Genomic DNA, 13,443 nt, shown 5'->3' on the forward strand with positions numbered 1-13,443 from the left:
CGCACACGCTCGATCTCCCATTGGCGCACGCTGAATGTCGGATCTCGATACTGCCCTGGCGCGAGCCGAGGCCATGTTTCGCCTTCGCCGTCATCAAGACGCCGTTGAGCTACTGACCCCGTTGGTTGCCTCCCATCCTGAGAACGCGGAGGTGGCGTTTACCCTAGGCGATGCCCACAGGCTGCTCGACAACTACGAGCAATCACGGCACTATGCCAGCGAGGCTCTTGCGCGTGATCCAGGTTCGACGGACGGCATGGCGCTGCTCTCACTGGTAAGCCTCGAGCTCAATGATCTCGAGACCGCCGACCGCGTGTCGCAGCAACTCCTTACTCACGAACCTCATACGTACCGCGCATCGTTCATCGGGGCTCGGGTTACGATCACTGGCTGGGGCCTCGCATCGGAGGCCGTCTTTCCAAAGCGCAGCGTACTTGATGCGTATCAGCAACGCACCGACAAACTTGTTGCCACGCTCCTTGAGGAGTACCCTCACGCCGCGGGAACGCATATTACGCACGCCCTCCAACTCAACAATATTTACGGCCGAGACAAGGCAGCAATTGCGGCGATCAAACGGGCGCTCACGATTGATCCTGAGAACGCGGATGCTATCCGCATCCTTGCCGCGTTCACACAGAGCACCGCAAACTCAATTCGCCTGGCGAGAGCATCCCTCGCAATCGATCCACAGAATGAGCACGCCGTTGCGTTGGCCTGTGGGGCCGCTGGCACAGCGATGCGAAGGATTCAGTTTTGGCTGTTGCCGCTCACCCTCATGGTTTCCGTACTCACCCGAGAATGGGTCGTTCTGAAGCTTGCTGTGCTCATCATCGGTTTGATACTCATCGCTGTCCAGTTTCGATCAGAGGCGGCAGACGGTCAGCCGTTGAGCGCCGCGCAGCGCCGGCTGTATCGGCGGGTGCGCCCGAAGCGTTGGTTCGGATGGTGGTTGTCCTGCGGAGCCGTCATCGTGTTCAACTTCGTAATAGCATTCACAAGCTCACCCGATCTCACAACGCCACTCGGTCTGATGGGCTTGATTATCGCCGTGCTCGGCGGGCTTGCCTACGCTGCGCGAGGTGTCATTGTGAGCTGGCGAAACTCGAAAACGTCGCGCGCGCGCTTGCAAGCAGTCGCTGGAGACGAGACGCCCGAGCAAAAGCGAACGAGGCTCAAGGATCGGACTCGGCTACAAAGAAAGAACGCTCTGTTCGTCGCGGCCCCGTTTGTGCTCATCCTCATCATCTTGGTTACACGGTGGTATTCAGAGCCAGAGGCTCCCGAACACAACGGGTATTTCACACCGGGGATGGGCGTCCTGACAGAGTCGGTCACGTTCCGGGTGACCGTTGCTGAGGGAACCGCGAACTATTCGTATCGTGGAACGCACGGCGGGAAGAACATCGATGGGACGGCCACTATCGACAGCGCACAGCAATCGACCGTCAGCGAGAGCGTCGCGATCGACAGGGGGAGCCGGGACTTCTCGGTGTTGGTGACCTCTGATTCGGCGGACGCAAACGTCACGGTTGGCTGTGAGATTGAGATCGGCGGGATCGTTACGGTACAGCAGACAGGCGCCGGTTCCGTCACCTGTGATCTCGCCGCGCCCGTGGAAACGACGAGTGCCACGCAAGTCTTGGTGGCCGATAACTTTGAATCGCTCAGATACGCCGTCGGCGACTGCCTCACCCTGACAACCACGACGACCACGACGTCCTCAGCCCTCGTTGATTGCGCCACCGAGCACGATGCGCAAGTGATAAGCCTCACGCCCTATACCCAGAGCAATACCCCGTCGGGCGACAACAGCATGAATCCCACCAATGCCGATGCCCTGTGCACGGGCGATGCGTTCACTGCCTTCATCGGGGTTCCGTTTAAGGAATCCGAGCTTGGTACTGCGGCCCTGTATCCGGGCGCGACAGCCAGGGTGCTGGCAGAGAGCAACGTTGCCTGTCTCGTGCAGAGTTCAGAGGGGCAGACGACGGGCTCGCTGCAGAATGCCAGCCGCTAAGGCGTCGCCTGCAGCGGTGTAGTTCCCGGTTCCGGTCTCTGGCGTGAATCTGTCACTGAACTGTCTTGAATGACGAGTTTGAAACAACTCGCCCCGAACTCGCCAGCACGATCCCGCGTTGCCACTGGCCTCTGCTGGCATATAACCAGAGCTGCCCCTCATCTGCCCCTTTTGGCGGTTAAATAGAAAAAGCCCGGTCAGAGTTTTTGGACTCTGACCGGGCTTTTTGATGGGGCCGCCTGCGGGAATCGAACCCGCGACCTTTTCATTACGAGTGAAACGCTCTGCCGACTGAGCTAAGGCGGCTCGTGTGTGAGCCAAAGGCTTACGCACAAGCATCAAGCATAGCGGAACTTTTGCGCGCGCGTGACCACTTGCTGCCAGTGGTCACGCGCACCCCGCTAACAGGTCGGGCTACCGCTCGGAACCGCGTCCTCGACGAAGTAGTCCTCGACGATTGCCGCGACGCACGTGTTGCTTGGGCTGTAGGCGGTGTGGCCCTCGCCTTCGTACGTCACGAGGATGCCGCTGTCCAGCTGGTCAGCAAGCGAAACGGCCCACTCGTACGGCGTTGCCGGGTCGTTCGTGGTTCCAATCACGAGGATGGGCGCCGCTCCCTCAGCGTGAATCGGTTCGCGAGGCGTACGGTTCTTGAACGGCCATTCCGCGCATCCGATGTCTCCGTAGCCCTGGAACCGGCCAAGCGTTGGCGCAGCTGCGGCAAGCTCCGCGGCCTCTTCCTTCATCTTGGCGTCGTCATCGTTGTACTCATAGTCGAGGCAGTTAATCGCAAAGAACGACTCAAACGAGTTGTCGAGGTAGCCGTCTTCTCCCCTGCCGTAGTAGCTGTCGGCAAGCAAGAACGCGTAGTCGGCGTTGCCTGCCATAACGTCCTCAAACATGGTCGTGAGATACGACCACATGTCCTGGCTGTACAGCGGAAAAATGATGGCGGTCAGCAGGGCACCCGAGCCGAGCTTGCGTCCGTCGGATGCGGTCAGCGGTCGCTGCTCCACGCTGTCAAGCAGCGAGGCAACGGTTGCCATCGCCTCGTCAACCGTTCCGGTGAAGGGGCAGCCCTTCTTAGCCAGGCAGTCTTCGAGGTAAGCGCGCATGGCGTTCTCGAATCCGACGGTCTGCGTTTTGACCACTTCGAAGTTGCTCACGCTCGGGTCGATCGCACCGTCAAGCACCAGGCGCCCGACGTTTTCCGGGAACAGTTCCGCGTAGTGGGCTCCGAGGAACGTTCCGTAGGAGTATCCAAGGTAGTTGAGCTTCTCATCGCCGACGAGCGCCCGCATCAGGTCGAGGTCTTTTGCCGCGCTCACGGTGTCAACAAACTCAAGCAGGGCACCAGTGTTCTCGAGACACGCGTCACCAAAGTCCTTTGCCGACTCTCGCATTTCGGCAAGCCAGGCATCCGTTCCGGTTTTCTCAGTTGAAATACCGAACAAAAACTCGTCCATCTGCTGATCGTCGTAGCAGCTCACCGGGGTGGAGTTATTCACCCCGCGTGGATCAAAACCAACGATGTCGTAGTTCTCAACCAGAGCATCACCAAACTGACCGCCGTCGACGCCGTTGACGACAAAATCGTAGCCGGAGCCGCCAGGGCCGCCAGGGTTCACAAACAGCGAGCCCATCGGTTTCCCGTCGGAGGCCGGGTGCCGAACCATCGCGAGCTCAATGGTGTCGCCGTCTGGCTCATCCCAGTTGATCGGAGCGGTCGCGGTCGCGCACTCAAGATCGCCTTCGCATGTCTTCCACTTGAGATCCTGTCCATACAGATCTTTGAGATTCTCTGGCACCCCGTCGAGGTTCGAGGACGAGCCGGAATCGTCGAGCGGAACAATCGAAACCGAACAGCCGGCGAGAAGGGCAGCGACCAGGGCGAGCGACGCGAGCGCTCCTCCACGTCGTGCAAATTTGGTGATCACAATTGGTCCTCTCAGATCAGGGTACACAGCAGCGCTTCAAGCGACAGCAGGGGGGTGACGTTACTCGTGATTCGTTTTTGGGCGACGGCAATCGCGTCAACAAAGTTGAGCGTCTCATCAGGGGTAAGCCGTTCGGCAGCCGACTCGATCTCAGCCGCAAACTCGCGGTTGATGATTTCGGAGGGCGACCCGAGCTGATACATCAGCACGTCGCGAAAGGCCGACAGCAAGTCGGTAAGGATTCGATCAACACCGTCACGAACGCTTCGGGTTGCCCGGCGCTTCTGGTCATCTTCAAGCTGTTTGACGTGCGAGCGGAGGGCAGGAGGGATGGCCGCACCAGGAGAAACGCCAAGGTTACGCAGCGTTTCCTCGCGCTCGCGCTCATCGCGCTCGTTCGAAACGGCCTTCGCATCCTCGACCGCGATGTCGTTGAGTCGCTTGGCGCCCTGCATGGCATCGGCAATTCCGCGGATACCAAAGACAAGGCTCAGGGTCTCTTGACGCCGCGAAAGGGCGTCGTCGCTTGTCGCCAAACGACGAGCCATGCCGATATGACTCTGTGCAAGACGGGCGCTCTTTTCGGCGGTTGCAGGATCAACGCCGTGCGTATCGATCAGGAGCTGGGCCACCTGCTCAACGGACGGCATCCGCAGTCGAATCGAGCGGACCCGCGATCGAATCGTCGGGATGACATCGGCCTCGCTCGGGGCGCATAAGATCCAAACAGTGCGCTCCGGCGGCTCTTCGAGCGCTTTCAGTAGGACATTGGATGTCCGTTCCGGCATGCGGTCGGCATCCTCGATGACCATAACCCGGTAACGACCAACCGACGGCGAAAAATGCGACGACGTCACAAGCGTGCGCACATCGTCGATGCTGATGATGACCTTTTGCGTCGTGAGCACGCCGAGATCGGGGTGCGTTCGCGCTTTCACCTGAGCCATGGTCGTTTCGAGCGAATCAGCACCGCCGTTGAGGAGCGCTGTCGCGAACGCAAACGCGAGGTTTGACCTGCCGGAGCCTGCCGGCCCGGTAATGAGCCACGCGTGTGTCATATCGCTCACCGTATTGCCCAGCGCACCAGCGGTCGCATCGGCGGCCGTTCGCAGCACGCGAATCGCCTCGTCTTGCCCAACCAGTCCTTGCCATACAGTCACCCACTAAGGCTACCGGGCCTACCCTGTGGATAACGCCCACGCGCAAAACCCAAACCTGCCAATATCGGTTCATGAATGCTCTCGGACAACGTTTTGTGGAGACCCGGCTGCCTCCAGCATCCTTCTCGCCTGCCCCTACTCCCCCGGTTTCAGCACCCGAAACAACGCCCATGCGGCGTCTCATCCTGCGGTGCAACCTGTGGGCGCAATCATCCGCTGCGAACGACCGGCTGCTGAGCGGCAGTACCGCAGCCGCGTTATTTGGATTGCTCCCGCCCAACCGGCGTGACAGGGTTGCCATCGCGCCGCTGACAACGTCGGCGACTACGGTGACTCCCACCGGCGGCAGGAGATCCTCACCTTGCGCGGCTGGTTCCAGCTCCGGAGGCGGCACAACCTCAGCAGCCTCCCCACCAGACCCCGAATGGGGCGCGCCGCTGCCGCTCGTTTCTGCAACCAGCGCCTGGGTCTCGCTCGCGCAGATACTCCCGCTTGATGATCTGGTTCTCGCTACGGAGCATCTCATGCGTGGCGGAGAACAACGTGACGAAACCGAGCCGCACGGGCTCCTGTTTCGGCCGCGCAGTCGTGCCGAAATAGGCGACGAACTTGACCGGCTTCGCAACAGACGAGGCGTGCGCAGCCTGCGGCACGCCCTGGCTCTGAGCAGTGAGACGGCGAGTCATCCGTCAGAGACGATGCTGCGCTTGGCCATTGTGCGCGAGCTCAACACGGCAACGGCTACACCTGACCGAGGAACACCAGCCGGAAACCGCGGCCGCCGTTTGAGCCCTCAGGATGGCAGCCCACTGGTGACGATCGAGGGTCTCTGCGTTGAGCATGTTGCGATGGCGTTTGAAACGGAGCGTCTCGCCATCCGTCTCGTCGAGCGGCATGCCGGTGGGGTCGTTTGGCCAACAGTTGCTGAGCTGCATGGAGGGTGGAGGATACTCTCGCTCTGCCAAGAGTCCGTCACCCTTGACCCAGATGGAGCCGCAGCCCTTGCTGTCCGCCTGCTAGCGAGCGAGCAGCGACTCGACGCGCGCGCGAATGGCGGTGGCGAGCACCTCGATTGGCTGGCTCGCGTCGAGCACGAGGAACCGTTCCGGATCGTTTGCTGCGAGGGAAAGGAAACCGTCGCGAACGCGGGTGTGGAAGTCAAGCTTCTCTGATTCGAGACGGTCGAATCCCTCACCGAGCGTGGTCAAACGCTGCTTTGCGGTCGCTGGGTCGAGGTCGAGTAGAACCGTGAGCTTCGGAAGCAGTCCGTTGGACGCCCAGGCTGAAAGGTTCGCGATCTCGTGAGCATCGAGCACCCGTCCGGCGCCCTGGTAGGCAATGGATGAGTCAATATAGCGGTCTTGAATCACCACCTCGCCACGGTCAAGCGCGGGCTGCACCACCGTTTCAACGTGATGTGCTCGGTCGGCGGCATACAGCAGCGCTTCTGCCCGCGGCGAGACGTGACCGCTGTGCAGCAGCAGTCGGCGTATCTCGACGCCGAGTTCGGTTCCGCCTGGCTCCCTGGTGAAGACTGGCTGAATTCCGCGGTCGTTGAGCCATTCGCTCAGCAGCCGCGACTGCGTCGACTTGCCGCTGGCATCGCCGCCCTCAAAGGTGATGAAAAGCCCGGTCACTCCGCGGCCGCCTCCGCTGCTTTTGCCGCAGCTGCCTTGGTCGCTGCCGCACTCGGGGCACCAGTCTTAGCAGTTGCCGCTTTTTTCGCCGCGGCGCTTGTTGCAGCTTTTGTGGTCGTCGCAGTTGCCTTCTTCGCGACTGGCTTCTTGGCCGGAGCCTTCTTCGCCGGAGCTTTCTTCGCTGCTGGCTTCTTGGCTGGAGCTTTCTTCGCTGGAGCCTTCTTCTTCGCTGGGCCCTTCGCACGTTTGATCTCTAGGAGTTCAACGGCGCGCTCGAAGGTGATGGCTTCCACGTCTTCTCCACGAGGGATGGTCGCGTTGGTGACGCCGTCGGTGACGTACGGACCAAAACGGCCGTCTTTCACCTTGATGGGCTTGCCACTCACGGGGTCAGCGTCAAATTCTTTGAGCGCACTCGACGCTTTTCGCGCGCCGTATTTTGGCTGAGCAAACAGTTCGATGGCCCCAGGGAGGTTAATCGTCAGGATGTCATCTTCTGCGGTGAGTGAGCGAGTATCGGTGCCCTTCTTCAGGTAGGCACCGTATCGACCGTTTTGCGCGGTAATCTCTTCGCCACTCTCAGGGTCGACCCCAACCGTACGCGGCAGGTTCAAAAGCGTCAGCGCTGTTTCAAGGTCGATTGTCGAAAGATCCATCGATTTGAACAGGGAAGCCGTGCGGGGCTTTGGCGCGGTCTTGCTTTTTTTCGCTGGCACTGGCTCGGCGGGTTCCGGCTCGATTTCGGTGACGTACGGGCCGAAGCGACCGTCTTTCGCAACGATCTCTTTGCCGTTCTCAGGGTTCACGCCAATAACGCGGTCGACCACCGGCGGCGCGTCAACGAGCTCTTGGGCTTTCGCCGCGGTCAGCTCATCTGGTGCAAGGCCCTCTGGCAGGTTCACCCGGCGAGGGGTAACGGTTCCGTCTTCGGATACCGTTGCGTGCTCGTCAACGACCTCAAGGTAGGGGCCGTATTTGCCGATGCGAAGGGTGATTTCTGGGGTAACCGCAATCGAGTTAATCGCCCTGGCGTCAATGTCACCGAGGTTGTCAACAATGCTACGGAGGCCTGGGTGATTCTCTGTTCCGAAGTAGAAACCCTTAAGCCATTCGCCGCGGTCTTCTTCACCAGCAGCGATGCGGTCGAGATCGTCTTCCATCGAGGCGGTGAAATCGTACTCGACGAGTTCCGTGAAGTGGTCTTCGAGCAGGCGTACAACGGAAAACGCGATCCAGCTCGGGACAAGGGCCTCGCCACGCTTGGCCACGTATCCACGATCCATGATTGTGGAGATAATTGCCGTGTATGTTGATGGCCGACCGATGCCAAGCTCTTCAAGCTTCTTGGTCAGGCTCGCTTCGGTGTATCGGGGCTTTGGCAGCGTGTCGTGCCCCTTGGCTTCGAGCTCGGCAAGTGCAAGCCGTTGCCCCTCGGAGAGGTTCGGCAGCTTCTCGTCGGAGCCTGCTGCAGCAGTGTGGCGCTTTTCGTCGGTGCCTTCTTCGTAGGCGAGGAGGAAGCCTCTGAAGGTGATGACGGTTCCGCTTGCCGTGAATTCGGCGGTGCTGCCGTTTTCGGTTGGGCCTGCGGTGAGCGTTACGGTCGCGGTGGAGCCCTTGGCATCCGCCATCTGCGATGCGACAGTACGCTTCCAGATCAATTCGTAGAGTTTTAGCTCACTTCCGGTGAGCGACGAGGCCGCTTCCGAAGGGGTTTTGAACACTTCACCGGCCGGCCGAATAGCTTCGTGAGCTTCTTGGGCCCCCTTGCTCTTGCCCTTGTAGAGGCGCGGTGAATCGGGAACGGTTTCGGCCCCGTACAGTTTTGCGGCCTGGGTCCGTGCCGCGTTGATTGCCTGGCTGGACAGCGACGGCGAATCGGTTCGCATATAGGTAATGAACCCTCGCTCATAGAGCGTTTGCGCGGCCGACATCGTCTGGCGCGAAGTAAAGCGGAGCTTGCGCGACGCCTCCTGCTGCAGGGTCGAGGTTGTGAAGGGCGCGGCGGGGCGGCGTGTATGCGGCTTGGTCTCCATCGAGGAAACCGTTATTGCCACATTGTCGGCGCGCAGCTGCGAGACAAGCGAGTGAGCGTCGGTTTCGCTCAGCGAAACGACTCCGGCCTTCGTCGCCTTTTCGGTCAGTTGCCCAAGGTCATCGTAGTCACGACCGGTCGCGATGGTGTGCCCATCGAGCCGCGCCAAACGGGCGGAGAACGTCTCCCCGTCGGCTGGAGCGTCAAGAGCAGTACCAAAGATTCCGGTGAGGTCCCAGTAGTTTGCCGAGACAAACGCGAGGCGCTCACGTTCACGATCAACAACGAGGCGCGTTGCAGCTGACTGTACTCGCCCGGCAGAAAGTTTTGGGGCGACCTTGCGCCACAAAACGGGCGACAGGTCATATCCGTAGAGGCGGTCGAGGATGCGTCGAGTCTCCTGCGCGTCAACAAGGGCTACATCGATGTCTCTTGTGTTGTTCTTTGCAAATTCAATGGCGTCTTTGGTGATTTCGTGGAACACCATGCGCCGGACAGGAACTTTCGGCTTCAGCACTTCGAGCAGGTGCCACGCGATGGCTTCTCCCTCGCGGTCCTCATCAGTTGCGAGCCAAACCTCGTCGGCATTTTTCAGAGCTCGTTTGAGTTCGGTGACCGTCTTCTTTTTGTTCTCAGCTACAACGTAGTAGGGGTTGAAGTTGTTCTCAACGTCAACGGCGAACTTCCCAAAGGGGCCTTTTTTGAGTTCGGCTGGCAATTCAGATGGCTCAGCAAGGTCGCGGATGTGGCCAACTGAGGCAATTACCTCGTAGTCGTCTCCAAGGTAAGCGCCGATCGTTTTTGCCTTGGTGGGTGACTCGACAATCACCAGCTTCTTCGTGCCAGGCACGCGACTCCTTTGCTCATGTTGAGGAACAATCCAGCATGGTAATGCCTGCTGCTCCACAGTATTGAGGCCTCACAACCGTGGTGGGTGTGACGTGCCCCCTAGGCGACACACTACACAGGTTCGTTGTGATCATGCTCACATTTGGCTTGCGTGAGGTGCCGGCGCTGCACGAGCCGAGGAGCGGATGGGCATGCCCATGACCTGCCGAGAAACGGTTACACGTACCTCAAAACCTTCGACCGTACAATCAACCATTGTGGCATGGTTCCGAACGGCTGTTTGCTCCGCCCGTTCGCAGGGAACCCCTGATACAAACCCAACCGCCGTGTCGGCAGCAGCAAGCGCCGCGGCATCGGCAGCCGACGCGAGCACCTGCCGCTCGACCAGGGCCCCGCTCGCAACCAACACAGAGGCGCTCAACGCGAGGACAGCAAGAGAAAACGCAACAACGACAGTGGCAGCACCTGATTCAGCTGACAGCCACTGACGCATCTGCGCGCCAGGTTGCCCTGCTCCGTGATCGGGCAGCTGTTTTGCCCGTTCATGAGAAGCGGTACGTAGCAGAGGGATAATCGTGGCCGTTCCTGCCCACTGGTTACAGCGAGTCAAGGGCGCATCCTTCCGCGCTGAGGCGAATGCCGAGGCCACCAAGTGGCCCGTGCTCAACGGCTTGGTCAAGACGAACACAACGGAAGGCTCCGTCTGTGTGCTGACTCAGCTGGATCCCGGCACCAGCGGCGGCAAGCCGACCGTCGATGTCTGCGCTGCCCTCGGAGCGCGCAAGCATTCGCGCAACATCGCTCGCAGCGGCAGCAAGCGTAATCTGGCTTGTTGCCAGCACAATCGCTGCGAGGCTCAGGCCGAGAACGGTGACGGAGAATGGGAGGAGGAGCGCGAACTCAACGGTGGCGCTCCCCCGTGCATCCGTTAGCAGCGCGCCCAGGCGAACACGATTGTGAGCGAGCGATGCCATGAGGCGCTTACCCAGCAGCGCCGAGGGCGCTTTTGACCAGTTCTGTGAGCATTGCCTTAATCTCATTGCCGCGAAGGATCACAACAAGCAGGCCCGCAAAACCGACAGCGGCCATGACAACAACTGCGTACTCTGCGGTGGCCGCACCGCGCTCGTCTTGAAGAAGCTCACGCAGCTTGAATCGAACGGTATGCGTGACTCGGTGAACGACGCGGAGCAGCGCTGGACGCGCATCTGCTTTGGCCACCCGACTGATTTGCTCGCAAAACAGCGCAGAACCTGACGCCCCACGCGATGCCGCCGTCGGGCGTTGCCGTGCGCGGTTGGTGGCGTAGCTTGGGTGTTGCAGTTTGCTCGTTGGTAAGTATGTGATGCTCATAGTGTGTGCTTTCTGTTTGGGGAGAAAAGCCCGAGGATCGCTCTGAGTTGGGGCTTTATGGGGTCCTATCCTCTGGCATTGGCGAGGACCTATACCGGACGGAATCGAATCTGTGCATAACTCAATTCGGAACTGAGCTGTGGTTAGTTTTGAACGATAACGAGCGACAAAATTGACATCATGAGCGGCGCAACCCCCAAGAGCATAAATGCCGGCAGCGTGCAGCATCCCAGCGGCAGCATCAGCGTGACGGTCAGCCTGCCTGCCCGCCTCCCACCTTCGGCCCGCTGCTCGGCACGAATCAACTGCGCGTCCGATCGCACGAGCTCCGAGGCTGGCACGCCTGCGCGCTGGGCAAGGTCAAGCGTCAATTGCGCTCGTGCAAGCTCGTTCGCCTCGACAAGGGCGAACCGCTCAACCGCGTCGGCCACCGTTCTGTTTGCCTGACTCAGAGCACCGCCGCCAGACACGGCGAGCGCGACCAGGTCGAGCACGAGTCCCGGAGTCGGCCGAACGGCGATGGCAGACCGCACCAACCGCGAACTCCACGCGGCCGCGGAAAGATTGAACAAGAGCCCGAGCACACCGCAGGCGGCACCGAGCGGGGTTTGGGTCAGTATGCGCAACGGGTCGAAGCCAAGAGCCGTACTCAATGCGATGCTGAGCAGCGGTAACAGCGTCATCAGTCGAGCAGTTGATCGCGAACCCGAGAGGGAAACCTCGACCGTTCGCCTCGTTTCTGCATTGTCGTCGTAGCTGTGAGCCAGTCGTTCAAGCGACTCTCCGAGCGGGGCGCCGGTGTGCTGGGCCACATCAAGAACGGCGGCTAGGCCGTTCCACGAGTCGCGGGCAGGGGCAGAACCAGCGCGCTGCTTCACACGACGATTCCGTGATCTGGGCCAGCGTCTCCCCGAGGAGAATAATTCATCTGACATGTCGAGAATGGCGGAGGGAACGTCGGCAGCGGCAAAGGCGGCTTGAGCACACCGATCGATGAGCTGTGTCGTTCGTAGGCCATATTCAGTCGATTGGGCCAGATGCTGCCACGCCCGGTTAATTGGTAGGCCAGCGACGATAAGTACGGCAAGCCTTCGAATAACCGTTGCCACCTCTATCGCCTCGTCGTGGATGCTCGAAGCACGGCGGCGGGTTGAATCCGGCCGCTGGGGCGGCACTCGTGTTTCCCTACCGATCGTCATGGTCGCAGGGGTGGGTGTCGCGCAGGAGGCTCGCCGCTCGGCGACGGTCGCGCCGCGCCCGCATCCCCGACCTCGGCTTCTTCGACGCGGAGCAACTTTTCGACCCGGAGCAACCCTTCGGCGCTGAGCCGAAACCGGCCGAGCCCTGCAACGCTTCGCAGGCCGTCGCGGCGCTCGAGCTGAACCACAAGATGAATCGCGCTGACAACCTGGCGAGCGAGCGCATCCGCAGTAAACCCCGCAAGCGCACCAAGCGCTTCGAGCCTGGCAGGAACGTCGTCAAGAGAGTTGGCGTGGAGCGTTCCAGCGCCGCCGTCGTGGCCGGTGTTCAGCGCACCGAGCAACTCACGGAGTTCTGGCCCTCTACATTCTCCAACGACGATTCGGTCCGGTCTCATCCGAAGGGCCTCGCGCACTAGCTGGTCAAGCCCAACCCCACCAGCACCGTCGAGGTTTGGCTGCCGAGACTCGAGCGAGACGCAGTGCGGATGCTCGATGCTCAGCTCAGAGACATCCTCGATCGTGACGATTCGTTCGGTTTCTGGCACCGTGGCAAGAAGCGCGCCAAGCAGTGTCGTTTTGCCGCTCCCACCTGCGCCAGCAATGAGAATGTTCTGCCGGGCAGAAACCGCGTCTTCCAGGATCTCCCTGGTATCAGAACCAAACATGTGTCGAGTTGCAAGATCGTCGAGCCCAAGCCGCCGATACCTCGGGATGCGCAGCGACAGGAACGGCCCGTCTCGTGCAATCGGAGGAAGCACAGCATGCGCTCTGATCCCCCAGCCGAGCCTGACGTCAACGCAGGGTGTCGCCTCATCAATATGCCTCCCGCCACGGGAGATAAGCGCGATGGCCAGCCGAGTTGTTTCGTCGTGGGTCAGGCCGAGGGTTGGCTCTTGGCGAGCGCCGCCCCCGCGATCGACCCAGGTGCCCTTACCCCCGTTGACAAAGATGTCGGTCACGTCAGGATCGTCAAGCAACGGGGCAAGCGGGCCAAAGGCGGCCCGAATCGGATAAGGAACGGTATGCGGTGTGTGAGTGTGAGACATAGCCCGACCGTAGGCGCACGGTCGGGCTGTCTGTCCGGCCCAAGCAAATCTGTGGACTTCTGCGCCCCGCACCCGCCTGTGGATATGAGCCCGCCAGCCAACGACGCCCTCCGCGCGGGCTACTGGCAAACCACCCGTTCGTCTGAGGAACCCGTTAACAAGGGGAGGCGGCACCGGTTAGGGGTTCGGTGCCGCCTCGACAACGCC

General features: G+C 60.8%; 10 protein-coding genes and 1 tRNA gene. 1 reads left to right on the forward strand and 10 read right to left on the reverse strand.

Annotated elements, in window-relative coordinates; translation table 11 throughout:
• Positions 1–34: 34 nt before the first annotated feature.
• Positions 35–2,020 (forward strand): septum formation family protein, encoded by a 1,986-nt coding sequence (locus FHX76_RS15360; protein WP_167152220.1) that lies wholly within the window; start codon positions 35–37, stop codon positions 2,018–2,020.
• A 230-nt stretch (positions 2,021–2,250) separates the two neighbouring features.
• On the opposite strand, the gene FHX76_RS15365 is transcribed toward FHX76_RS15360, so the two are convergent.
• The 10 genes from FHX76_RS15365 to FHX76_RS15410 all read right to left on the reverse strand — a co-directional run bounded on the left by FHX76_RS15365 (position 2,251) and on the right by FHX76_RS15410 (position 13,236).
• Positions 2,251–2,326, reverse strand: a tRNA-Thr gene (locus tag FHX76_RS15365).
• Positions 2,327–2,421: 95 nt separating this feature from the next.
• Positions 2,422–3,957: an alpha/beta hydrolase gene (locus FHX76_RS15370; protein WP_341777977.1), complete on the reverse strand. Its 1,536-nt coding sequence runs from the start codon at positions 3,955–3,957 to the stop codon at positions 2,422–2,424.
• 11 nt (positions 3,958–3,968) lie between these two features.
• The gene (locus FHX76_RS15375; RefSeq protein WP_167152222.1) at positions 3,969–5,117 is read right to left on the reverse strand and encodes a DNA polymerase III subunit delta'; all 1,149 of its coding nucleotides are present in this window, start codon (positions 5,115–5,117) and stop codon (positions 3,969–3,971) included.
• A gap of 1,016 nt (positions 5,118–6,133) precedes the next feature.
• Positions 6,134–6,754, reverse strand: coding sequence for a dTMP kinase (tmk, locus tag FHX76_RS15380; protein WP_167152224.1), 621 nt, complete (start codon positions 6,752–6,754; stop codon positions 6,134–6,136).
• Positions 6,751–9,636, reverse strand: a complete 2,886-nt coding sequence (gene topA, locus FHX76_RS15385; RefSeq protein WP_167152225.1) for a type I DNA topoisomerase — start codon at positions 9,634–9,636, stop codon at positions 6,751–6,753. The genes tmk and topA overlap by 4 nt, the downstream gene beginning before the upstream one ends.
• Positions 9,637–9,771: 135 nt before the next feature.
• Positions 9,772–10,245, reverse strand: coding sequence for an Rv3654c family TadE-like protein (locus FHX76_RS15390; RefSeq protein WP_208402760.1), 474 nt, complete (start codon positions 10,243–10,245; stop codon positions 9,772–9,774).
• A complete protein-coding gene (locus tag FHX76_RS15395; RefSeq protein WP_167152227.1) occupies positions 10,232–10,609 on the reverse strand; it encodes a TadE/TadG family type IV pilus assembly protein in 378 nt (125 codons plus the stop codon). The genes FHX76_RS15390 and FHX76_RS15395 overlap by 14 nt, the downstream gene beginning before the upstream one ends.
• A gap of 7 nt (positions 10,610–10,616) precedes the next feature.
• Complete coding sequence (locus FHX76_RS15400) at positions 10,617–10,988, reverse strand: DUF4244 domain-containing protein (protein WP_167152229.1); 372 nt, start codon at positions 10,986–10,988, stop codon at positions 10,617–10,619.
• A gap of 143 nt (positions 10,989–11,131) precedes the next feature.
• Complete coding sequence (locus tag FHX76_RS15405; RefSeq protein WP_167152230.1) at positions 11,132–11,866, reverse strand: hypothetical protein; 735 nt, start codon at positions 11,864–11,866, stop codon at positions 11,132–11,134.
• A 317-nt stretch (positions 11,867–12,183) separates the two neighbouring features.
• Positions 12,184–13,236: a TadA family conjugal transfer-associated ATPase gene (locus FHX76_RS15410; RefSeq protein WP_167152232.1), complete on the reverse strand. Its 1,053-nt coding sequence runs from the start codon at positions 13,234–13,236 to the stop codon at positions 12,184–12,186.
• Between the last annotated feature and the right edge of the window lie 207 nt (positions 13,237–13,443).

Origin of the sequence: Lysinibacter cavernae (assembly GCF_011758565.1) — a bacterium.
Taxonomy (GTDB): domain Bacteria; phylum Actinomycetota; class Actinomycetes; order Actinomycetales; family Microbacteriaceae; genus Lysinibacter; species Lysinibacter cavernae.

What these genes read in the sequence shown, in the direction of transcription:
- FHX76_RS15395 (WP_167152227.1), bottom strand. Translation starts at nt 10,609, where the DNA reads ATGGCATCGCTCGCTCACAATCGTGTTCGCCTGGGCGCGCTGCTAACG.
- FHX76_RS15400 (WP_167152229.1), bottom strand. Translation starts at nt 10,988, where the DNA reads ATGAGCATCACATACTTACCAACGAGCAAACTGCAACACCCAAGCTAC.
- FHX76_RS15360 (WP_167152220.1), top strand. Translation starts at nt 35, where the DNA reads ATGTCGGATCTCGATACTGCCCTGGCGCGAGCCGAGGCCATGTTTCGC.
- FHX76_RS15410 (WP_167152232.1), bottom strand. Translation starts at nt 13,236, where the DNA reads ATGTCTCACACTCACACACCGCATACCGTTCCTTATCCGATTCGGGCC.